Here is a 23,667-nt window from a genome sequence, read left to right as displayed (position 1 = left end):
TAGGAAGGCCGCCGTGCAAACGCAAAGCCTCACCATCCGCCGCCCCGACGACTGGCACCTTCACCTGCGCGACGGGGAGATGCTGAAGGCGGTTGCGCCCTACAGCGCGCGGCAGTTCGCACGGGCGATCATCATGCCCAACCTCGTCCCGCCGGTGACCACGGTGGAGGCGGCGAGGAGCTATCGCGAGCGGATCGTCGCAGCTGCGGGCCCAGGCTTCACACCCCTGATGACCTGCTACCTGACGGATACGATCGATCCCGACGAGCTCGAGCGGGGCCATGCGGAAGGCGTGTGGATTGCCGCCAAGCTCTATCCGGCCGGCGCGACCACCAACAGCCACAGCGGCGTCACCGACGTCCGCAACATCCATCGCGCCCTCGAACGAATGGAGAAGATCGGCATGCTGCTGCTGGTCCATGGCGAGGTGACCGACCCGGATATCGACATCTTCGATCGCGAGGCGGTGTTCCTGGATCGGGTGCTTGCCCCGGTGCTTCGCGACTTTCCCGGCCTGAGGGTCGTCCTCGAGCATATCACCACCGCCGACAGCGCCGCTTTCGTCCAAGGCGCCGGGCCGAATCTCGCGGCGACGATCACGCCGCAGCACCTTCACCTCAACCGCAACGCCCTGTTCGCCGGCGGCCTTCGCCCGCACGCCTACTGCCTGCCGGTGGTCAAGCGCGAGCGGCACCGGCTGGCGATCCGCGCGGCCGCTGTCTCGGGCAGCCCCAAGTTCTTCCTCGGCACCGACAGCGCGCCGCACCTGCGCGAAGCAAAAGAGTCGGGCTGTGGCTGCGCGGGCATCTGGAACGCGACGCACGCGCTCGAAAGCTATCTCAAGGTGTTCGAGGAAGAAGGCGCGCTCGACCGCTTCGAAGCTTTCGCTTCCGAGCATGGCCCGCGCTTCTACGGCCTGCCGCTCAACGAGGAACGGATCACGCTCGAACGGACCGAAGTGACAGTCCCCGAGCGGATTCCCGCTGCCGGCTCCGATCTCATTCCCTTCCATGCGGGCGAGCAGCTTGGCTGGAGGCTCGCCGCTCAGCGCTCCCGGCTGCGCTTGCCTGAAAAAGGGGCTCTAGGTGCATTCCTTCCCCCGCGCGGGTGCGCCGCGACATCCGCCGCCGAGGCTGCCAAGGTCAAGGCGACCAAGCGGCGTTCGACCATGCAGAACGACTGACCCACCGGATCGGCGTGTCAGGGTCGCGCTCCGCGTCCGTCAGGGCCAAGGATGGCGTGGAAATGGTCCTCGATCGCGGCATAGCATTCGCAGCTGACCTTATGCAGGCCGCGGCGATCGGTGACCTGGATGGCACCACGCCGATAGGCGATCAGTCCCTGTTCCTGCAGCACCCGGGCGACCGCATTGACCGTCGTCCGCTGCACGCCGAGCAGTCCCGCCAGGCTTTCCTGGGTAAGCGCCAGGCGGTCGCTCGCGGCTCGGTCCTGGGCATGAAGAAGCCAGCGTGCCGCCCGGGCTTCGATCGGGTGAAAGGCGTTGCATGCGACCGACTGCATGACCTGCGACAACAGGGCGTCGGAATAGCGGCAGAAGAGGTTCTGCAGGTGCGGGCTGGCCCGCTTGGCGTCCTCCAGCGCCGTGAGCGGGAGGGCGGCGGCGGGTCCGGGGAGCTGCACGACAGCATGGGTAAAGGCCGCGGCCTGGCCGCAGCTGACGATGCCTCCAAGGGCGCCTTCGCGGCCGATTGCGGCAACTTCGACCGACCGGCCGCCCGCCAGCACGCGCTTCAGCGAGATCATCAGGCCGTCGAACGGAAACAGGCATCGGGTCGCGACCTGTCCCGCGGTGAGCAGTTGCTCGCCGCTCCTGCAATTGATGATCTCGGCATGCGGCTCGAGCAGGGTTCGCTCGGTCGGCGACAGCGTCGCGAGCAGCCGGTTGAGCACAAAGGCCTGCTCAAGGGTGGACCCAGCAGAAATGTCGCTCGGAAGATCCATGGCCCCGCTGCTCCACACTCGGGCCGGACAAAACAGCTCCCAGCCCACCCCCGGCTCGACCATTACGTCACTGTTTCATCCTGAAGCAATACCTTATTTTGCAACGACTTAGCGCAATTGCAGTGTCGGGTTCCCGACAATCGAGAACATTGCCGGAAATCAACCTGCGATCCGCATTTTGCCCTTCGGGCCGTACCGGGGATGCCTTCGCGCAACATGGTTGAACAGCACGAAGGGGTCGGCTAGACGCACCGGCGGCCGATGCATCCGGAGACGTGGGTGAGTGGCTGAAACCAGCGGTTTGCTAAACCGCCGTACGGTGAATTACCGTACCGAGGGTTCGAATCCCTCCGTCTCCGCCATGCCGCATGCCGTTGCGCCCCCGCTCAGGCGGGCGCCTGGCCCCCATCTTCCACCCGCAGCTTGGCGAAGAGCAGCTTCATCGTCATGCGCACGGTGGTTTCCTGAAGCGACAGGTCGCGTGCGATCTCGCTGCTCGACTGGCCGTTGCGGATGCCCTGCAGTACCTGCTCCTGGCGCGGGGTGAGGTGAACGGCAGAAGCGCCGATATCGCCGCTGCCCGGAAGCCAGGTTGGCGCCCGGTTGGCGACGATGTTGCCAAGCTCGAGCTTCAGCTCCTCGATAGGCATGGTCTTCGACAGGAAGGCCGATGCGCCGCAGCGCAGGGCCGCGGCGGCTACCGAGGAGTCCGCCGAACCGGAGAAGAGAGCGACGGGCCGATCTTGATTGGCCGCCATGATCTCCCGCAGGCCGTCGAGACCGTCCATCCCCGGCAGGTGGAAGTCGAGCAGCACGACGTCGAACGGGCCTTCCTTGCGCAGCACGCGAAGGGCGGACGGCACATCCTCGGCTTCGTGCACCCGACAGTCGGGATCGGTCTGGAGATAGGAGGCGAGTGCCCCCCGCAGCATTTCGTGGTCGTCGACGATGAGGAGCTTCATGGGTTCGTGTCCGATGCCGAGGCGGGTGAGATGGCGCTGGAGACGGTCGCCGGAAGATGCAGGTGGAGGTTGGACTTGGACCGGATGGCGGCGAACAAGGCGCGGGAGGTCGGCGGAATGACCAGATCCTCGGCGACGGCGGAGCAGAGGATGATCGGAACCTCCGGCCGGATCTGCCGTGCCATCGCCGCAAACTCCACCCCGTTCATCTCCGGCATGTCATAGTCGACCACGATCGCATCCCAGTGGGTCGACGAGTCACGAAGCACCGCCAGGCCTTCGGCCGGCGACGGGCAGGGGCAGACCTCGGCGCCGACACGCTCGAGATGCAGGGCAATGAGGTCGAGCAGGGCCGGATTGTCGTCGACCGAGAGGATCGTTCGGCCGCTCAGGTCCACCCGTTCCGGGACTGCATGTTGATCAAGGGGCTCCCGTTCGGCGCCGTCCAGCGGCCATGTTAGCTCGAAGCAGGTTCCGCCCTCGCCGGTGGCGACGAAGATGGCGCCACCCGCTTCGGAGACCAGCTTGGCCACCACTGCCAGGCCAAGGCCGGTGCCGAGCGCCTTCTTGCGGGTGACGAACGGCTCGAAGATCCGCTCCAGGTCTTCGCGCGCGATGCCGCAGCCATTGTCCTCGACGCGGACGAGGGCGACGGGGCCCGATGGCTTGTGGCCGATTGCGGGTGTTCCGAGCAGGCGGCTGCTGTGGGTTGCTTCAACCGTCAGGGCGATATGGCCCGGCAGGTCGGGGGCAAGCGCATCGCGGGCATTGGTGCAGAGGTTCATCAGCACCTGCATCAATTCGCTCTCGTCGGCCTGGATGGAGATTTCCTGGTCGGGCGCCTCGACGGTAATGCCATGGCCGGGCGCCAGGCTTACTTCGATCAGCTCCGCGACCTCGCGGACGATGCGGCTCAAGTCGATCACCTGAACGTCCGCCGTCCGCCGCTCGGGCTTCATGATCTTGTGCAGCAGCTTGGAGGCGGCGCTCGCGGCGTTGTGGATCCGGGCGACCTGCGCCGGTTCGGCTCCGCCATCCTGCTCAAGCGCCGCCGCGGAGGCGGAGATGACGGCCATCAGATTGTTGAAGTCGTGCACCATGCCGGACATGACGCGACCGATCGTCTCCTGACGCTCGGCAAGGAGCAGTTGCTCGCGGGTGCGGATGCGTTCGCGCATGACGCGCTGCCGCTCGCTGATGTCGCGGGTAATGCAGATGAGGCCCCCGTTGGCGCCGGCGGAAAGGGTGACCTCCTGCTCGATTGCGCTGCCATTGAGGTGGCGGCCCGAGGCCTCGCCGCGCCACGAGCCCTGCGCGGCAATCTGGGGCACGGCTTCCTCTTCGATCCGCCGCGCCTCGGCCGGATCGTAGAGCTCTGTCCAGTGAACGCCGACGGCATCGGAGGCGCGCTCGTAACCGAACATCAGCGCATGAGCCCTGTTCATGAACTGGAAATAGCCGGCCTCGTCGGTGGTCGCGATCCCGTCGCTGGCGGCTTCAATGGCGGCGAACTGCTCTTCGAGGCGCCGGGCGTAGGCGTTGCGCTCCTCTTCGAGTGCGCGGCGTTGCGAGATGTCGCGCATGATGGCCGCGAAACCGGCGGGCTTACCGTTGGCCGGTTCGGTCCACATCGTCAGCGAGAGTTCGACCGGAAGCGTTCCGCCTTCCTTTGTCAGGGCGGCGATCTCGGTGGTGTTGCCGACCAGCTTTGGCTCCGCGCCTGCGCATAGTCGTGCCATGCCGCGCGAATGGGCCTGGCGATGATCGGGGGGGATGATGATGTGAAGCGACTCCCCGATCGCTTCGGCAGCCGACCAGCCGAGCATCCGCTCGGCGCCGCTGTTCCAGTAGACGATCCGGTTGTCGCAGTTGATCGCGACAAAGGCGTCGCTCGTGGTCTCGGCGATCAGGTGAGACAGGGAGTCCGCACTGGAGATGTCGTCGATCGTCGCGCGGCTCGGCGGCATGGACGGGAACGGCTGAAAGTGGTTCACAGGCAGGATGCTCGCGCGTCGAAAACTATCTACTGCATCCTAGAGGACCGACGGGCCTGCGGGTTTCGGGAGCCTCAACTTGTGCTGGGCTCTGCGGAGTGTGGATGCCGACCCAAGCCCCGTGATCGCGAAATTCATCGACGGCTCAGGCGAATGCACTATGGTCCGGAAGTAAGCCGTTGGAACCACACGTCTTGTTTCATGTCCGGAACCTGTCGCCAAGCACTGGCGTTAGGGCCGCGCTGACTTTGGTTCGTCTGTTCCTCGGTGGAATTTCCGTCGCCGGCAGGATCAGGTGCGACCATGTCGTCGAGAAATACCATCGGGAGAAGGCAAATGAAAAAGACACTGATCGCATTGGCGGCCGCCAGCTCGCTGTCGCTGGGCGCCTGCTCGACCACTTCGAATGACACGCTGGCCGATGCCGCGACGGGCGCTGCTATTGGTGGCGTTGGCGGTGCTGCCGTTGGCGCCGTGGTTCCGGGCGTGAGCACGATCACGGGTGCGGCCGTTGGCGCTGCCGTCGGCGGTCTCGCCGGCGCCGTGTGGGCCGACAACAACAATGACGGTTATGCCGACGGCTATGTGCAGAACGGCCAATATTATCAGGGCCAGCCGAGCGGCTGGGATTCGACCCTCGGTCGCGTCGCCACCGGTGCCGGTGTCGGTGCTGCGGTGGGTGCGGGCGCCGGCGCCCTGATCCCGGGTCTCGGCATTCTTGAAGGTGCCGTCGCTGGCGCGGTGGTCGGCGGTCTCGCCGGTGCCATCTGGGCCGACAATGATCGTGACGGCCGTGTCGACGGTTACGTCCAGAACGGCCAGTATTACCCGGGCGCCCCGGCGCAGGGTACGACCGGCACCACCGGTACCTACCAGGAGCCGGCCCCGACTCCGAGCCGGAGCGGTGAGCGCGGCTAAGGAGATTGAATGAGCCAAGAGCGTAACTTCATTGGCTTGCGTGCCGGGCGCCTCGTGCGCCCGGCACTATTCTTTGCGGGCCTGTTGCTTGCCACCACGGCCCTGGAGCCGACCGCTGCCGCTGCGCAGCCGGTCGCGTCCCAGGCGGTCGGCGGCTCGCTGTTCTTCCGGCCCGGCAACGCCGCCGCCGCGAACGAACTGGTCCGTCTGATCCAGACCGCCAAGGTCGATGGCCTCGATCCGCGGCGGTACCGCAGCCGCGAGCTTCCGCGCCTCGTGCGGGCCGCCTTTGGCGGCAACCCTCAGGCGATCGCCCGGGCCGACCGGGCCTTGTCCGATGCCCTGGCCCGCTACGTGCAGGACCTCCGCCGGGCTCCCAACGTGGGCATCATCTACGTCGACAGTGAACTCCGTCCGCAGGCGCCGAGCGCCGCGTCGATCCTCGCTGCCGCCAGCGCGGCCCCCAATCTCGGCACATGGGTGCGCGACATGGGGTGGATGCACCCCTATTACGCCCAGCTCCGCCGTCAGCTGACCGACAATCGCCTTGATGCGCCGACGGCCGCACTCGTATCCAAGAATCTGCAGCGCGCGCGCAGTCTGCCAGCTGGCGGGCGCTACGTGCTGGTCAATGTCGCCGCCCAGCGCCTCTTCATGGTCGAGAACAATCAGACCGTGGACATGATGCGGGTGGTGGTCGGCAAGCCCGTCTATCCGACGCCGATGATGGCGGCCCTGATCCGCTACACCTCGCTGCGCCCCTACTGGAACGTGCCGAGTGACCTCGCCGCCGAGCGGATCGTGCCCAACGTGGTCAAGGGTGGAAACGCTTATCTGCGCCAGAAGGGCTATCAGGTGCTTTCCGACTGGTCCGACAGGCCGAAAGTCGTCAATCCGGCTTCGGTCGACTGGAAGGCGGTCGCGGCTGGCCGCAAGGAAGTGCGTCTCCGCCAGTTGCCTGGCCCTGCCAACAGCATGGGCGACATGAAGTTCATGTTCCCCAATGCCCAGGGCATCTACCTCCACGACACGCCGCAGGACGAATTGTTCGGCGAAGCGGCGCGGCTGTTCAGCGGCGGCTGCGTGCGGCTCGAGGCCGCGCATCGCCTCGCCACCTGGCTCTACGGCAAGCCGCTGCGCGCCAAGGGCGCCACGCCGGAGCAGAAGGTGTCCATGGCCAAGCCGGTGCCCGTCTATCTCACCTATCTGACGGCGGTCCCGAGCGGCACCGAGCTGGCCTATTACGAGGACATCTACCGCCGTGACGGTGCCCCGGCGGGGACGAGGCGGCTTGCCCGCCGCTGATCAGTTGCGGTCCCAGGTCGCGACGTAACGCAGCGCTACCGGGACCGGCGTGCCGGCGCGGCTCCGGGCCGGCTCCCAGAAGGTGCGGCCGAGCAGCCGGCAGAGTTCCTCGTCCAGCGCGCCATTGCCCGACGAACTGATCGGCTGGCAGCGGGTCAGGCGGCCGCCGGCGCTGACCTCGATCCCGAGCACCGCCTGGCCGCGCAGCGCGCCGAAGCTGCGGATCCGGCGATAATCGGAGCGGGTGAGATTGCCCGACAGCAGACGCGCCTCGTTGCCAAGGCCGCCGGCGCCGCTGCCCCCATCGCCTCCGCCGCCCGTTCCGTCGCCGTTTCCACCGGCGCCCCGGCCCGGCCCCGGCTGCGATCCTGCCCCGGCGCTTTGTGCGTTGCCGGTAATGGGTGCTGCCTCGTCCGCCGTCCTCGGGGAAGAGGCGGTCGGTAGCGGGATGACCGGCGGAGGCAGGACGACCGGGGCAGGGCGCGCCGCCAGGTCCTCGGCACCGGCCCGCTCGCGGGCAGCGCTCGCCGAGCGCTGAGGTGGCCTCGCCTTTTCCGGTGGCATCGGAGGAGGCAGCGGAACGTTGATCATCGTCACGTCCTCGGCCACCCGGCGCATGGGATCGCCGCGAAGGCCAAGGATCAGCGCGGCGCCAAGCCCCAGGTGCAAGGTGAGCACCAGCGCGAGGGACTTCTTGCGATCGTCACGGGAGGGCTGCCACGGCATGCGGCAGCTAACGCATCAGCACTGCTGCCGATCCCGAAAACATCGAAAAAGGAAGCCTTGCCTAGAACCTCGTCCCGAAGCGAAGGCCGATGGTCCGCGGCCGGCCAGGATAGATGCGCGTGTTGACGCAGATGCTGCAGCCGACCGAGCGCGAGATGTCGTTGCGCTTGTCGAACAGGTTGGTCGCGAAGCCCTCGATGTTGAAGCGACCCCAGCTGTAGCCGGCGAAGACGTCGGCCAGCGCGTAGCTGCGGAGTCGGCCGAGGAAGTCGTTCGGGTTGGTGCCGCCGCCATCCGCGTCCTGGCGGATGTCGGTCCCGGCGCTGCTCTGGTAGGAGAGTCCGCCCTGGACATGCGCCCGGCCAGGCCCGACCGGCCATGCGTAGCGGGCGGTCGCGGCGGCCTTGAAGCGCGGAGTCACCGGCAGCCTGGTGCCCTTTGGCGCGACGATGAAGCTGTCGCTGCAGGCGGCATCGTCGAGGATGGAGTCGCAGATGTTCTCGGCTGCCTTGGCGTCGGTATAGGCCGCGGCCGCATTCAGCGTCAGTCCGCCACCGACATAGCTGATGTCGGTCTCGATGCCGTTGATGTCGGCGTCACGGCCATTCTGGATGACCGTCAGGCTGTTCTCGCCAAGGAAGCTGAACTGGAAGGCCTCCCATTTCTGATGGTAGACGGCGCCGTTGAAGCGCACCCGGCCGTTGGCGAGCGTGGCTTTCCAGCCCAGTTCGTAATTGACCAGGTAATCGGGGTCGTATGCCGGCGAGTTGGGCTGACGGTTGATGCCGCCCGGACGGAAGCCGCGCGACCAGGTGGCGTAGAACATCAGGTCTTCGGTCGGCTTGTATTGGGCGTTCACCCGATGGGTGAAGCCGTCACCCTTGCTCCGCCTCGGCACCAGCTTGCCGTCGACGACGTTGCCGACGTTGGTGCAGGGCGTTCCGTCCACCCCGCCCTGGGCGAGCGGGCTGGTCGGATCGTTGCGGAGCTGGAGACCGTTGACGGTCAGGCAGCGGCGGTAGCCACTGGAGAAGCCGCCGGGATTGCCGGGCCCGAAGCCGGCGAAGCCGAACAGGGTGTTGTCGAAGCGGAACAGGCGCCCGCCGCCGGTCAGCGTGATCTGCGGCGTGACGTCGAAGCTGGCTTCGCCGAACAGGGCATAATCCTTGTCGACGCGCTCCTGCTTGGTCAGCCAGATGGTGCCGGGATAGCCCGGCACGGAGAGGTTGTCCGCCAGCCGCGCGACCAGGTAGTTCTGGTAGATGTCGTTCGTCTGCCGCTGGTAGAAGCCACCGACAATGACCCGGAAGGGGCGGTCGGCGGGAGAGGACAGCCGGACCTCCTGGCTTAGTTTCTTGAAGTGGTTGGTGCCCTCGATGAACTGGCGCGGGTCGATCGTGTTGCCGGCATTGTCGACATAGGTCTGGTAGTCGAGCAGCGGCGTCCCGCAGCAGGCGATGTAGTAAGAGTCATAGGCGTCGGTGTAATCGGTGTAGTCGGTGAAGCTGTAGGTCGGCCGGTCCAGATAGGCGCCGGAATAGGTCAGGTCGAAGTTGAAGACCTTGCCGGTGATGGTCAGCGCCGCCTGGGTAAACTCGTCCCGGCCCTTGTCTTCGAAGAAGCGCTCGGCCTTGAGGTCGCCAAGATCGGGGTCGTAGAAGAAGACCCCGTCGGCCTTCTGATTCTGGTGCATGACCTGCGGAAGGACGGTCCAGTTCTCGTCCAGGTCGATCTTGAGCGCCGCCCGTCCGCCATAGGTGCGCACGCCGTTGATGTCGTCGTCGACCAGCGCGGCGTTGGTGAAGCTGAGGTCACCGCCGGCGGATTCGTAGGTGCGGCTGCCGAGGATGTTGTCGATATAGCCACCGTCGTGGCGCCAGAATGCGATGCCGCGGAAGGCGATATTGTCGGCGATGGGAAGGTTGATCATCCCTTCGAGGCTGCCGCCGAAGCCGCCCTTGTGGACCGTGTTGACCTCGGCATCGAGCCTGCCTGCGGTGACTCCGAGCTCCGGCTTGTTGGTGATGATGCGGATGGTCCCGGCCTGGCTCGACGCGCCGTACAGCGTGCCCTGCGGCCCGGCGAGGCTTTCGATCCGGGCGATGTCGTAGATGTGGACGTCGAGCGTGCCGCCGATGGTGGTGACGGGCTGCTCGTCCAGGTAGGTGCCGACGCTCGGCAGGGAGCCCGAATGGTTGCCGTCGCCGCCCGAGGCGACGCCGCGCATGTAGACCACCGTCGAGCCCGGGGCCGCCGTCTGGTAGGAGACCGACGGCAGCTGCTTCGTATAATCCTCGAAGTTGGAAATGTTCAGCTGGTCGAGGCGGCGGGTGCCGATCGCCTGAATGCTGACCGGCACGTCCTGGAGGTTCTCCTCGCGCTTCTGCGCGGTCACCACGATCTCGGTCGAGTCGGCTTCCTGGCCGTCATCGGCGGGCTGCTCGGCCGATGCCGTCACAGGCTGCCCCGCGGCCTGCGCGAAGGCGGGGGTCGACAGGGCGCTGCCGGCGAGAAGCGTCAGCAACAGGCGCGCAGGACCAACGGCTCGGTTCACGATTTTCCCCCCTACTTCCCCCGTAAGAACTGTCATTGCTGCCGCGCAACGATGTAATGTCAATGCGGGAGCCGCCGTTTGTGTCAGGATTGTTGCGGCGGCGCCTCAGGCCAGCAGTCGAGGACGCGGCCGAGTGCCTGCTTGAGCGCATCAAGATGTGCCTCGTAAGAACGCCATTCCTCCGCCGCCTCGCGGTAGATGGGGCGGCGCACCTGCTCGCTGCTCGGCGTGCGGATCGCCCGCTCGGTCTTGTGGAAGTCGAGGCAGGATTGCTCGAAGGGCAGGCCGACCTCGTCGAGCAGCCGGCGGATGCGCTCTTCGGGCTCGGACACCATCTCCTCGTAGATGACGCGGATGACGCGGCCGGGAAGCACCGCGTCGACATGGGCCATCAGCCGAACATAGTCGGCAAAATAGGCGCCCATGTCGGCAAGGTCGTAGGTGAAGGCCTGGCCGCGGGCGAAATGCTGGCGGAAGTTTGCCAGGCAGCAGCCGAGCGGATGGCGGCGCGCGTCGATGATCGTTGCTCGCGGCAGGACCAGGTGGATGAAGGGCGTGAACAGCCAGTTGTTCGGCAGCTTGTCGATGAAGAAGGGCCGGTCCGTCTGCCGCTGGGCCGCGGCGCGGGAGAGATATTCCTCGCCGAGGCCGCGCAGCTCGTCGGCGGTCCACTCCAGCACGCTTGTTGGATAGCCCTTGCGCCGCCGGGCGATCGCCGGAAGGTCGGGCAGCTCGGTCGTGCCCTCGACCTGGCTGTGGCTGGCGAGGATCTGCTCCAGCAGGGTCGAGCCGGCGCGGGGCATGCCGAGGATGAAGATGGGGTCCGACCGGTCGCACCCCTGCCCCGCGCGCGCCGCTAGCGCTTGCGCGGTGAACGTGGCGATGCTCGCATCGACGGTCCGGCGGGTGTCGGCCGCGCGATAGGGCTGGTGCTCGCGCCGCCGTGCGTTGCCCGCGGCATAGAAGGCGAAGGCCTCGTCATAGCGCTTCAGGTCGTGCAGCGCCTTGCCGAGTGCGAACTCGAGGTGGAAGCGATCCTCGGGCGTGAGGTCGTCGCGGGCGAGCGCGATTTCCATCTCCGCCAGATCCTGATCGGTGAAGCGGACCGTCTTGAGATTGGCTAGGCTCCACCAAGCTTCGCCCAGTTGCGGTCGGATCGCGATCGCCTCGCGGTAGGCGGCAATGCCCTCGTCGAGCCGGCCGACCGTCTTCAGCATGTGACCGAGGCTGAGCCACACCTTGGGCTGACCGGGCATGTCCTCCAGCACCTGTCGGTAGGTGGCGATCGCCGCCTCGAACTCGCCCAGACGCCCGAGCGTCGCGGCCTTGAGGTTCTGGTGACCGGGCGCGTCCGGATCGACGCTCAGCAGTTCTTCGAGCAGCGGCAGCGCCTCCTGCGGACGCCCGAGGCGCCCGAGGACGAGGGCGAGATTGGCCCGTGCGGCCTGGAAGTCCGGCGCGACCTCCAGCGCATGGCGGAGCAGCGCCTCGCTGTCGTGCAGCCGCCCGATCCTGCCCGCCACCTCTGCCAGCATGCGCAGCGCGCGGGGATCGTCGGCATTGGCGCGCAGCCGCGCCTTCAGCAGCCGCTCGGCGATGTCGAGCCGGTTGGCGTTCATGGCGCGGGCGGCCTCGAGCAGGTCGCGCGGCCAGTGGCCGGCAGGGGCGGAATCGGTCACCCGGCCACGATGGCGGCGCTCGAGTCCGGGATCAAGCGCTCCCGAGTCGCGCCCGAGTCGCAGCGGAAAAATCGCAGTTCCTTCCCGTTTCGGGACGGCTCGGTGAAGATTCTTGCGCCCCCTTCGGAGTCAGTGACGGCGGAAGTTCGCATCGTTACGGGTTCAACGAATATCCTTAACAGAATGTAAACGCGGTCAGTCCGGATCAGCAACGACAATAACAAGACAGAATTGGAACTTGCATGTTCAGCGAAAGCTGAAAGGCATGACGAGCACACCGCAAGTCGAGCCTGGCCTGGCTTGAAGCACCCGTACACTTTTACAACAAATGCATTGCAGACCCTGTTCTCGTTAACCGATACCAACTTGGTAGACTTGTTGGTTGGATTGCCTGTGGAGGAAGCGGATTAGCCCCTCTGACTTGCAATTGTCACTATGTTCGTGATTGTCTTGGTCGTTACGCGCGTTTGTGGGTCTCGGTCGTTAACCTTTGCCGTTCAACGGCTTCCGACCAACACCTGATTAACGCGGCGTGGCAGGGACCGGCGGTGGGGACCGTTGGCCAGCCGTTCGAAGGGTGAACAATGCGCTACGAAGATGCTTCGCTGTCGGGGTCTTTCCAGAGCCAGGGGCCAATCGCACGAGACGATGCGGAACAGCTCGCCGCGGGTGAACGCGGACCGGCCACCGGCAATGTGATCAGCGGTGCGGGCACCGAGACCGGTTCGGCCGGTGCCGACGGAGCCGCTGCAGGAGCGCGGGTCGTCGCGGTCGCCGGGGCCGGCGGCAACGACACCAGCTTCGAGGGCGGACGTCTGCGGGTCGAAGGCGAACACGGCACGCTCAGCCTCACTGCGCGCGGCGACTATAGCTATACCGCCAAGGCCGGCGTTCCCGAGAACAGCCGCGACACCTTCACCTACACGCTGAGCGATGCCAGTGGCGCGACCAGCCAGGCGCGCCTGCTGATCGAGATCGGCAAGACCCAGGCGGTCGTGAAGGCCGACGCACAGCGCGTTGTCCCCGGGCCCGACGGCGTCGTCGTCCTCCCCGCCGGAGTCGAGCTGAGCGACATCCGTATCGTCGGCCGCGATCTCCTCGTCATGCTGCCCGACGGCAGCCAGATGCTGATCGTCGACGGCGCGGTGTTCGTGCCGCAGCTGGTCATCAACGACATCGAAGTTCCCTCGACCAACCTCGCCGCATTGCTGATCGACCAGGAGCCGCGCCCGGCGAGCGGCGTGCCGCAGTCGAGCGGCGGCAACTTCATCGAGGCGGTCGGCCCGCTGGATCCGGGCACTCCGCTCGGCGACCTGCTGCCGCCGACCCGGCTCGACTACACCCCGCCCGAATTCCGCGACGTTTCGGTCCTCGAGGATCTTGAGCCCGAGGTCGGCCCCAATGCGGTCGTCCAGATCGACGACGACGCGCGTCCGGGGGGCAATGCCGGCGGTACCGGCGACGATCCCGACAGCGTCAATGCGACCGGCACATTGTCCGGTTCGGGTGGCGACGGGCCGCTGACCTTCGCCTTCAACACGGCGGGCGCTCCGACCGGCTTCACCTACTCGATCGATGCGCAGGGTGCGCTGATCGTCCGTCAAGGCGAGACCACGGTTATCACCGTGACCCTCAACGCCCAGACCGGCGCCTATACGGTCACGCAGAATGCGCCGATCGTCCATGCGGCGGGCGAGAACGAGAACAACGTCGCCTTCACCTTCAACTACACGGTCACCGACCGTGACGGCGACAGCGCGGTCGGCACCCTGCAGGTCAATGTCGACGATGACACGCCGACCGTCGCGGTCAGCGCCGGCGCCGACTCGGGCGTCCTCCTCACCACCGACGATGCCGACAGCCGCGGCGAGGGCAGCGACAGCGCCAGCAGCTCGGCCAATTTCGGCGGCGTCTTCTCGCTTGCCCAGTCGATCGGCGCGGACGGTCTCGGTTCGGCCCCTGGCATGAGCTTCGCGCTCGGTACGCCGGGCGGCGCCTCGGGCCTGACGCAGGGCGGAGTCGCCATCAACCTCTACCTCGTCGGCGGCAAGGTGGTCGGCTCGACCGCCACCAGCGCGGCCGGCGTCAACGCCGGCAACACCGTGTTCGACGTATCGGTCAACGGCACCGGCGTGGTGACGCTCACCCAGTACGGCCAGATCGACCACACCAACACCGATCCGAACCCGACCGGCTCGCCGTTCAATGACCAGCTGATCAGCCTCGCCGACGGCCTCGTCACACTGACAGCCAGCGCGACGATCACCGATCGCGACGGCGACAGTGCGAGCAGCAGCGCCTCGATCCAGATCGGCGCCAACCTGCGCTTCACCGACGACGGTCCCTCGCTGAGCGGCGTCCAGGCAGGCGCGGGCGTCACCCTCGACGAGACCAGCGCCGGCACGCCGGCCGGCTTCCCGATCAGCCAGACCAGCGCTTCGGCCGTGATCGTCGGCGCGGGCCTCGACTATGGCGCCGACGGCCAGGCCGCCTCGGGCGCCGCCAGCTATGCCATCAGCGTGGTCGGCAACGGCTCGACCCCGCTCCAGACGGCGCAGGGCAATTTCCCGATCACCCTCGTCCAGACTTCGGCCAATGTCATCACCGGCACCTACGACGGCGGCAAGGTCGCCTTCACGGTGACCATCAACGCCAGTGGCTCGCTGACTGTCAGTCAGTCGGTCCCGCTCGAGCACAATGTCGACGGTTCGACGCCGGCGGCGTTCGACGACGCCCTGAATCTGTCGGGTCTGATCAACGCCACGCTCGTCATCAAGGACTTCGACGGCGACACCGCGACGGCTTCGACCGGCATCGGCAACCTTATCGTCTTCAAGGACGACGGTCCCGACAGCAGCCTCGCAGTCGAGTCCGATGTTCCGACCCTCGTCCTCGACGAGACTCAGCCCGCTGGCAACGACACCGACGGTGCCGGCGCTCCCGGCGGCCTTGCCAGCGTCACTGTCGGCTTCGCCAGCAACTTCGCCGCGGTCAGCTATGGCGCGGACGGCGCCGGCAGCACTGCCTATTCTTTGGTGCTCACCGGCTCGAATGTCGGCTCCGGCATGTATGCGCTGCAGGGCGGCGACCGCAGTGCCAACGACGGCGACCCGGTCGGCCGCGGAGCGGAAATCCTGCTCAGCCAGAACGGGAACACCATCACCGGCTCGGTCGGTGAGGTGCCCTACTTCACCATCACCATCGACCCGGCTACCGGCGCGGTGACCTTCACCCAGCTGCAGCCGGTCTGGAACCCGGAGGCAGGCGACAGCTTCGACGAAGCCGCCATGATCAACATGGTGGAGAATAGCCTCGTCGTCCGCCAGACGGTGACCGACAGCGACGGCGACAGCGACAGCAGCGACGTGGATGTCTCCAAGGGCGTCTTCCTGATCCAGGACGATGGTCCGGTCGCCCGCAACGACGCGGACTCGATCGCCGCCGGCACCTACGGGCCCGAAAGCGGCAACGTCATCACCGGCGAAGGCACCGCAGGCGGTGCCGGCGGCAGCGGCGCCGACACCCAGGGCCGCGACGGTGCCCAGGTGCTCGCCATCGGCCACGGCGAAGCCAACGACGTTTCCTTCAACGAGGAGGGCAATCTGGTCCTCGCGGGTCAGTATGGCACGTTGTCGATGAAGGCCGACGGCAGCTATACCTATGTCCGCAATCCGGGCACCCCGGGCGGCGTCAGCGACAGCTTCACCTATGCGCTGATCGACACCGATGGCGACATCAGCGAAGCGACGCTGACCATCAACATCGGCGACCTGCTCCCGGTCACCGGCGAGAATGCGCTCGTCCGCAGCGACGACGACGTCTTCGGCGGCAACCCTGGGGGTGTCGGCGACCAGGCCGATGCGCTCAACCTGACCGGAACGCTTGCGGCCTCCGGCGGCGACGGGCCGCTGGCCTACAGCATCAATTCGTTCGCCATCTTCGGCGTTCCGAGCGGCATGACGGCCTCGTTCGTCGGCCCGAACCAGGTCAACCTCGTCCAGTTCGGCAACGTGGTCGCGACGATCACGATCAACCCGTCGACGGGTGCCTATGCGGTGACCCAGGTCGCTCCGATCTCGCACGTGCCGGGATCCGACGAAAACGATCTGGCCGTGGCGCTCAACTATACGGTGACCGACCAGGACGGTGACACTGCTTCAGGCAGCCTCAACATCCGCTTCAATGACGACACGCCGGTAGCGGTCAGCGACAGTGACGTCATCGCCGCCGGCTCCTACGGTCCGGCGCTCGGCAATGTGATCACCGGCGAAGGCACGGTCGCGGGCGCGGCGGGCGCCGACTCGCCGGGTGCCGACGGTGGCTCGGTCGTTGCGGTCACGGGTTTCGGCGGAAGCGCCGACAGCAGCTTCGACGACGAAGGCAATCTCGTCGTCAACGGCCAGTATGGCACGCTGACGATCAAGGCGGACGGGAGCTACAGCTACGCCCGCGCCCAGGGAACCCCGGGCGGTGTCACCGACAGCTTCACCTACACCCTGCGCGACGGCGACGGCGACGCAACCACGGCGCAGCTGGTCATCAACATCGGCAACAACACGCCGCGGATCGATGCGCCTAATGTGGATTCGCCGGGCACCCTCGTCAACGAAAAGGGCCTCAGCGGAACCCGCGGCGCGGGCGAGAGCGAAGGCTCGGGCGAGGAAGCGGCGCCGGGCGGCAACGGCGACACCAGCGAGAGCACCAGCGGCATCATCAGCATCGGCCAGGGTGACGGTCCGTCGACCGTGACCATCGCCGGCGTGGTCGTGCAGCCCTTCGACCCGCTCAACCCGCAGGTGATCGACACCGGCAAGGGCTTGCTGACCATCACCAGCTACAGCCCGACGGCGATCGGCTACACCTACACGTTGAAGGACAACAGCCTCGTCAACGGCGCGCTCGACAGCGACGTCATCCCGGTCACGATCACGGACCAGGACGGTTCGAGTGCCAGCGATACGCTGACCATCGCCATCGTCGACGACGTGCCGACGGCACGCAACGACGTCGACGTCATCGCTTCGGGCACGTTCGGGCCGGAAAGCGGCAACGTCATCTCGGGTGCCGGCACCTTCTCCGGCATCGCCGGCAAGGACACGCTTGGCGCCGACAATGCCGCCGTCGTCGGCATCAAGGCCGGCGTCGACGCCGCCGCCTTCGAAGGCAATCTCGGCGCAGGCATCCAGGGCCAGTATGGCAAGCTGACGCTCAACGCCGACGGCAGCTACACCTACACCCGTGACGCCAACACGCCGGGCGGCGTGACCGACAGCTTCAGCTATACGCTGAGGGACGCCGACGGAGACAGCAGCGTCGCCAGGCTCGACATCGTCATCCAGGACGCCCCGGTCACCGTCGACATTCCGCAGGCCGGCGGCGCCACCACCACCGTCTACGAAGCGGCGCTGCCGGCTCGTGGTGGCGAGCCGGAAGGCTCGGGTGAGGAAGCAGCGGCGGGCGCTAACGGCGATGCCCGGGAGGCGGTCTCCGGCGCGATCACCTTCACCGCTCCGGACGGCATCGGCTCGTTCAGCCTGAACGGCGTGCTGCTGTCGACCGGCGACGTGAACAAGGTGGTGGCCGACAATGCCACGGGCACGCTGACGGTCACCAGCATCACCTTCAACGCCGCCACCCAGCAATGGTCGGTGAACTATACCTACCTGCTGAAGGACAATACGGCTGGCGCCGTGCCGCCTGCATCGGGCAACACCAGCCAGAGCTTCGCCTTCGTGATCAACGACAGCGACGGCGATACGAGCGGAGGCAATCTCGTCATCTCGATCGTCGACGACGTGCCGACCGCCCGTCTCGACACCGACAGCGTCGTCGAAGGTGCAAGCACCGGCGGCAACGTCATCTTCGGCACCGGCACCGACAGCGGCCTTGCAGGCAAGGACACGCTCGGCGCGGACGGCGCGGTGGTCGTCGGGGTCAAGACCGGGGGCGACACCAGCTCGGCCGCCAACGCCAATGTCGGCACGCAGATCAACGGCCAGTACGGCAAGCTGACCCTCAACGCGGATGGCAGCTACACCTATGTCGCCAACCCGAACAGCGTCGCGGCCGGCCAGCAGGACGTGTTCACCTACACGATCCGCGATTCCGACGGCGATCTCAGCACGACCACGCTGACCATCACGGTCAATGACGTCACGCTGACCCCGGACACGGAAGTGAACAGCGTCAACGAGGCGGCGCTCGACCTGGTCAAGGATCCGGCCGACCTCGCTGCCGGAACCGTCATCGGCTCCAACCCCAGCTCGGGTGCGGAGACCGTCAGCGGCCAGCTCAGCGTGTCGGGCGCGACCAGCTACGTGCTGAACGGCCCGGCGGCCGGTGCCAACGGCATCCTGCAGCTGAACAGCAACGGCAGCTACACCTACACGCTGACCTCGCCCTTCTCGACCAATCCGGCGGGCAACGACGGTGCGGTGGCGAGCGGAAGCAACGTCTTCACCTACACCGCCACCGATGCCAACGGGAACAGCGTCCAGGGCACGATCACGATCAACATCGTCGACGACGTACCGACGGCGCGGGTCGACAATGACGTGATCGCGGCCGGCACCTTCGGTCCGGAAGGCGGCAACGTCATCACCGGCGCCGGAACCGTCGGCGGCTCGGGCGGCATCGGCGCCGACACCCGCGGCGCGGACGGCGCGAGCGTGGTCGGCATCAAGGCTGGCACCGACAATGGTGCCATCGCCACCGGCGTCGGCCAGGTCATCGCGGGTCAGTATGGCACGCTGACGATCGCTGCGGACGGCACCTACAGCTACATCCGCAACCCGAACACGCCGGGCGACGTCACCGACACCTTCAGCTACACGCTGCGGGACGGCGACGGCGACACCAGCGTGGCGCAGCTCAACATCTACATCCAGGACTCGCCGGTCACGATCGACATTCCGCCGGCGGGCGGCGCCACCACCACCGTGTGGGAAGAGGCCCTCGGCGCGCGCGGCGCGAACGAGAGCCAGGGTTCGGTCGAAGGAGCCGCTGCCGGCGCCAACGACGACCCGCGCGAGGCTGTCAGCGGAATCATCAGCTTCGTCAGCAAGGACGGGCTGCAGGCGATCAGCATCAACGGCGTGAATGTCGTCCTCGGCGGCACCTTCCCGCAGACGATCACCAACGCCAACGGCCAGCTGCTGGTCGTCACCGGGGTCAGCTACAATGCGGCGACCGGCAACGGCGCGGTCAGCTACACCTACACCCTGCTCGACAATTCGATCGGCAACCAGGCGGTCGCCGGCGGCGATACGCAGGCAAGCTTCCCGGTCGTGATCACCGACAAGGACGGCGACACGTCGCCGGCCGGCAACCTCGTCATCACCATCAAGGATGATGCACCGACCGCCAATAACGACGCCTATGAAATCGTCGAAGGCGACGCGGACAATTCCATCAGCTTCGATGTCGACCTGAACGACGTCGCGGGCGCTGACGGCACCGGCAGCCGGCCGTTCACCAGCCTCACCGGCACCTACGGCACGCTGACGCTCAACCCGGACGGCACTCAGACCTACACGCTGAGTGCGGCAGGCCAGCTGGCGATCAATGCCCTGGCGCCGGGTGCCACGCTGACCGACAACTTCAGCTACACGCTGAACGACGGCGACGGCGACAGCGATCCGGCGACCGTGGTCGTCACCCTGCGCGGGACCGACGATCCGCCCGTCATCACCGACCTGACGCCCAAGGTGTCCGGCGGCGACGCGGTGGTCGACGAGGACGATCTCCCGAACGGCTCCGACACGACCAAGGAATCGCTGACCACTACCGGCGACTTCAAGATCGCGGCGCCGGACGGTATCGACGACCTGACGGTTGGCGGCGTGGCGGTGATCGTCAACGGCGTGTTCCAGAACGGCGCCAGCGGCACGACGCCGCTCGGCAACACCATCACCTTCACCGGCTACAACCCGGCGACGGGCGTGGTCAGCTACAGCTACACGTTGCTCGCCAACGAGGCGCATGCCAGTGGCGCGGGCGAGAACAACCTGTTCGACGATCTGGCGGTGACCCTCACCGACAGTGACCAGGATGTCGCGACCGACACGCTCTCGGTCCGGATCATCGACGACGTGCCGACCGCTAATGACGATCTCGGCTACGAGATCTTCGAGGGCGATGCCGACAACGCCATCAGCTTCGACGTCGATCTGAACGACGTTCCGGGCGCCGACGGCACTGCCAGCCGGACCTTCACCAGCCTGACCAGCACCTATGGCACGCTGACGCTCAACCCGGACGGCACCCAGACCTACACGCTGAGCCCGGCCGGGCAGGCAGCGATCAACGGCCTGGCTCCGGGTGCCACGCTGACCGACAGCTTCAGCTACACGCTGACGGATAACGACGGCGACAGCGACCCGGCCAATGTTCTGGTCACCCTGCGCGGGACTGACGATCCGCCCGTCATCACCGACCTCACCCCCGCGGTGAACGGCGGCGACGCGGTGGTCGACGAGGACGATCTGACCTCCGGGTCGGACACCGTCAAGGAATCGCTGACCACCATCGGCGACTTCAAGATCTCGGCGCCGGACGGAGTCGACGACCTGACGGTTGGCGGCGTGGCGGTGATCGTCAACGGCGTGTTCCAGAACGGCGCCAGTGGCACCACGCCGCTCGGCAACATCATCACCTTCACCGGCTACAATGCGCAGACCGGCGTCGTGACCTACGGCTACACGCTGCTGGCGAACGAGGCCCATGCGTCGGCAGCTGGCGAGAACAACCTGTTCGACAATCTATCGGTAACCCTCACCGACACCGACCAGGACGTTGCCACGGATACGCTTTCGGTCCGGATCATCGACGACGTGCCGACCGCCGCCAACGACACTTTTGGCCAGGTTGCCGAGAACCAGCCGTTCAGCTTCAGCGTGTTCGGCAACGACGTGTTCGGCGCCGATGGCGTCAACACGGCGGACGCCAGCAAGGTGACCTTCACGCAGCCGGCTCAGGGTAGCGTGAGCTACAATCCGGCGAACGGACAGTTCACCTTCACGCCGGCCGCCGGCCAGCAAGGCAGCACCAGCTTCACCTACACCATCGAGGATGGCGACGGTGACAAGTCGACCGCCACGGTGACCATCAACCTGCAGCCGGACTCGGTCCCGATCGTGAGCAACGCCGCGGCCAAGGTCGACGACGATGGTCTGGCGGGCGGCAATCCGGGCGGCACCGGCGACATCGACGCCAATGCCGGCGACGCGGGTCCAAACACCAGCGAGGCGGTCTTCTCCGGCAATATCGCCGTCAACTGGGGCGGTGATGCCGCCGGTTCGTCGATCACCTTCGCGAACCTCAACGGCCAGCCTGGAACGGTCGGCGTCGAAGCCGTCACCTACCAGTGGGACTCGTCGAACGGCACGCTCTCTGCCGTCAGCGCCCGCGGTACGATCTTCCAGGTCGTCGTCAGCCCGAGCACCGGCAACTATACGGTCAGCCTGCTGAAGCCGATCCTGCATGCGGCGGGTGCGAACGAGACCTCGACCTTCGTCGACCTCAACTATCGTGCGCAGGACGGTGATGGCGACATCGACCTCACCGGCAAGCTGACGATCGAGTTCAACGACGACTCGCCCAACCCGTTCACCCCGGGATCGGTGACCACCACCAACGGCGACACGCCGCCGGTGCAGGGCAATCTGAACCTCAGCATCGGTGCAGACGGCTTCGGCAGCCTGGTGTTCAGCCCGACCCTCAACGGCCAGGTGGTCAAGGATGGCGCCGCCACCCTCACCATCGCCGGCCAGCCGCTGATCTACACGGTGAACGGTAGCACGCTGACGGCGGCGACTGCCGGTGGCCAGGTCGGCTTCGTGGTGCAGCTCAATACCAACGGCACCTATACCTTCGATGTCCAGAACGTGATCTCGAACGGGACGGAGACCAACTTCACCAATCTCACCGGCACCAAGGCCGGCAACCTCAGCTATGTGGGCATCGGCGCCGGCGACACCAGCGGCAACATCGACGTGCTGCTGTCTGCGAGCGGTCCGAACAACGCGATCAAGACCGTCAACACGGACTCGGACTCGATCGGCGTCGGCAACCAGTCGATCGGCGTCGGCGACAGCCTCCGCATCGACTTCGTCAAGGACATCAACCTCAATGCCGGGAAGCCCTCGGGCTTCTCCTACGCTGACCATGTCGGCACCGACCGCTTCATCCAGACGATTAAGCAGGTGCAGGGCAACCAGACCGAGACGGTCACGATCCAGGTCTATGCCCGCGACACCACCAACACCGATGCGGCCGCGCCCGACTCCAGTCCGATCAACGGCCTGGGGGACAGCAGCAAGGTCGACATCACGGCGGTTCGCGTGATCGACTATCAGTCGGGTACCTCGACCGCGTCCGTCACGCTGAATGGTGTAGGTGTCCCGACCACCGTCGGCTTCGGCGTGACCGCGACCCTGCAGAGCGACGGGTCGGTGATCTTCGCCGGTCTGCAGGAAGGCGACCGCTACGAGATTTCGACTGGCAACAACCAGTTCGACTCGGTTGTGGTCCGCGGCCTTGCTGGCGGCTTCGACCTTGGCATCTTCGGCATCGGCTCGTTCAATTCCGGAACGCCGATCCTGCAGAACCTGCCGATCATCGCGATCGATGCTGACGGCGACCAGGTCACGTCGAGCATCTCGGCGACGATCAACCCGGTCGGCACCCCGGTCCCGACGCTGGCGGCCAGCAGCTTCTCGCTGCTGTCGACCAGCTCGAGCCCGACCGGCGACCCCAGCCTGTCGGGCCTGCGTACCAGCAGCGCGAACAACAATATCGCGCTGATGGCGGGTCTGGCGGCGGGCTTCGCCGCCATGCCGGCGGCGGCCTCAACCGTGGCGGGCGCACCGCTCGCCGGCGTCGAAACCGACTTCACCTCGCATTCCGGCGGCGAGCACCGCGGCTACGCCGAACTGTTCGACGACGGCAACATCGCCAAGCTGACCGACTTGTCGGCACTCGGCGACGACAACGGCTTCGTGTTCGGCGGCGCCGACCTCGGCGGCCGTGGCGTGCAGCAGGTCGGTGGCAACGAGATCGGCCAGCTGGCAGTGGATCAGGGCGGAAGCGGTGCCGACCCGGTCTTCGCCCTCGACCAGGGCACGAACCTCGCGGTTCCGGCGGCCCAGCCGTTCATCGCCATCGGCGGCGGCGAGATCGTCCTGCCAACGGCCGAGCAGATGATGGCCCTCGCCGGTCCGGCGGCCGAGCCGATCCAGCACAATCCGGCGCTCGAGCAGGTCCTCTACGACTCGCTCTCGGGCGGTGGCGTCGATGGCATCGGCATCGACCGGCTGATCGACGCGGCGGTGAAGATGGCGGAGCCGCTTGATCAGCAGGCCGGCCGCGACATCGCCGATCTGGCGACTGGAGCGGGCGGCGGAGAAGCGAACATTCCGCAGCTGGCAACCCAGCTCGCCGACGCTGTTCCGGGCTGGGACGGAGGCCATTTCAGTGCCTTGTTCCAGGGCCCCGTTGCGGTGATGGATGCCCCGACGCTCCATCCCGACGCGGTTCAGCCGGTAGCGAACGGCTAAAAGACCCAAGGC

At 66.7% G+C, this 23,667-nt stretch carries 10 protein-coding genes and 1 tRNA gene; 5 read left to right on the top strand and 6 right to left on the bottom strand.

The window, feature by feature from the left end; translation table 11 throughout:
• Positions 1 to 13: 13 nt before the first annotated feature.
• Positions 14 to 1,183 (top strand): dihydroorotase, encoded by a 1,170-nt coding sequence (gene pyrC / locus JOY29_RS08220; RefSeq protein WP_300973043.1) that lies wholly within the window; start codon positions 14 to 16, stop codon positions 1,181 to 1,183.
• A 17-nt stretch (positions 1,184 to 1,200) separates the two neighbouring features.
• On the opposite strand, the gene JOY29_RS08215 is transcribed toward pyrC, so the two are convergent.
• Positions 1,201 to 1,962: a Crp/Fnr family transcriptional regulator gene (locus JOY29_RS08215; RefSeq protein WP_300973042.1), complete on the bottom strand. Its 762-nt coding sequence runs from the start codon at positions 1,960 to 1,962 to the stop codon at positions 1,201 to 1,203.
• A 269-nt stretch (positions 1,963 to 2,231) separates the two neighbouring features.
• Between JOY29_RS08215 and JOY29_RS08210 the strand changes: the two genes are divergently transcribed.
• Positions 2,232 to 2,324: transfer RNA gene (locus JOY29_RS08210), tRNA-Ser, on the top strand.
• A 24-nt stretch (positions 2,325 to 2,348) separates the two neighbouring features.
• On the opposite strand, the gene JOY29_RS08205 is transcribed toward JOY29_RS08210, so the two are convergent.
• Together JOY29_RS08205 and JOY29_RS08200 are read right to left on the bottom strand one after the other, a co-directional pair.
• Positions 2,349 to 2,924 carry a response regulator transcription factor gene (locus JOY29_RS08205; protein ID WP_300973041.1) on the bottom strand — a complete coding sequence of 192 codons (576 nt, stop codon included), beginning with the start codon at positions 2,922 to 2,924 and terminating at the stop codon, positions 2,349 to 2,351.
• The gene (locus JOY29_RS08200) at positions 2,921 to 4,918 is read right to left on the bottom strand and encodes a PAS domain S-box protein (RefSeq protein ID WP_300973040.1); all 1,998 of its coding nucleotides are present in this window, start codon (positions 4,916 to 4,918) and stop codon (positions 2,921 to 2,923) included. The genes JOY29_RS08205 and JOY29_RS08200 overlap by 4 nt, the downstream gene beginning before the upstream one ends.
• Before the next feature lie 336 nt (positions 4,919 to 5,254).
• Here JOY29_RS08200 and JOY29_RS08195 point away from each other — a divergent pair, with 336 nt between their 5' ends.
• Positions 5,255 to 5,836 carry a hypothetical protein gene (locus JOY29_RS08195; RefSeq protein WP_300973039.1) on the top strand — a complete coding sequence of 194 codons (582 nt, stop codon included), beginning with the start codon at positions 5,255 to 5,257 and terminating at the stop codon, positions 5,834 to 5,836.
• Positions 5,837 to 5,845: 9 nt separating this feature from the next.
• Positions 5,846 to 7,141 carry a L,D-transpeptidase family protein gene (locus tag JOY29_RS08190; RefSeq protein WP_300973038.1) on the top strand — a complete coding sequence of 432 codons (1,296 nt, stop codon included), beginning with the start codon at positions 5,846 to 5,848 and terminating at the stop codon, positions 7,139 to 7,141.
• On the opposite strand, the gene JOY29_RS08185 is transcribed toward JOY29_RS08190, so the two are convergent.
• From JOY29_RS08185 to JOY29_RS08175, 3 genes are all read right to left on the bottom strand, one after another.
• Positions 7,142 to 7,867 carry an energy transducer TonB gene (locus JOY29_RS08185; RefSeq protein WP_300973037.1) on the bottom strand — a complete coding sequence of 242 codons (726 nt, stop codon included), beginning with the start codon at positions 7,865 to 7,867 and terminating at the stop codon, positions 7,142 to 7,144.
• Between the two features lie 61 nt (positions 7,868 to 7,928).
• Complete coding sequence (locus tag JOY29_RS08180; RefSeq protein WP_300973036.1) at positions 7,929 to 10,421, bottom strand: TonB-dependent receptor; 2,493 nt, start codon at positions 10,419 to 10,421, stop codon at positions 7,929 to 7,931.
• Between the two features lie 83 nt (positions 10,422 to 10,504).
• Positions 10,505 to 12,100, bottom strand: coding sequence for a tetratricopeptide repeat-containing sulfotransferase family protein (locus tag JOY29_RS08175; RefSeq protein WP_300973035.1), 1,596 nt, complete (start codon positions 12,098 to 12,100; stop codon positions 10,505 to 10,507).
• Positions 12,101 to 12,684: 584 nt separating this feature from the next.
• Here JOY29_RS08175 and JOY29_RS08170 point away from each other — a divergent pair.
• Positions 12,685 to 23,655 carry a DUF5801 repeats-in-toxin domain-containing protein gene (locus JOY29_RS08170; protein WP_300973034.1) on the top strand — a complete coding sequence of 3,657 codons (10,971 nt, stop codon included), beginning with the start codon at positions 12,685 to 12,687 and terminating at the stop codon, positions 23,653 to 23,655.
• The last annotated feature ends 12 nt before the right edge of the window (positions 23,656 to 23,667 follow it).

Source organism: Sphingomonas sp. LHG3406-1 (genome assembly GCF_029637485.1).
Taxonomy (GTDB): Bacteria; Pseudomonadota; Alphaproteobacteria; order Sphingomonadales; family Sphingomonadaceae; genus Sphingomicrobium.
This window is presented reverse-complemented; position numbering and strand designations above follow the sequence as displayed.

Excerpts from the sequence above, each read along its gene's own strand:
- JOY29_RS08215 (WP_300973042.1), bottom strand. The coding sequence starts at position 1,962 with ATGGATCTTCCGAGCGACATTTCTGCTGGGTCCACCCTTGAGCAGGCC.
- JOY29_RS08205 (WP_300973041.1), bottom strand. The coding sequence starts at position 2,924 with ATGAAGCTCCTCATCGTCGACGACCACGAAATGCTGCGGGGGGCACTC.
- JOY29_RS08195 (WP_300973039.1), top strand. The coding sequence starts at position 5,255 with ATGAAAAAGACACTGATCGCATTGGCGGCCGCCAGCTCGCTGTCGCTG.
- JOY29_RS08190 (WP_300973038.1), top strand. The coding sequence starts at position 5,846 with ATGAGCCAAGAGCGTAACTTCATTGGCTTGCGTGCCGGGCGCCTCGTG.
- JOY29_RS08185 (WP_300973037.1), bottom strand. The coding sequence starts at position 7,867 with ATGCCGTGGCAGCCCTCCCGTGACGATCGCAAGAAGTCCCTCGCGCTG.
- JOY29_RS08170 (WP_300973034.1), top strand. The coding sequence starts at position 12,685 with ATGCGCTACGAAGATGCTTCGCTGTCGGGGTCTTTCCAGAGCCAGGGG.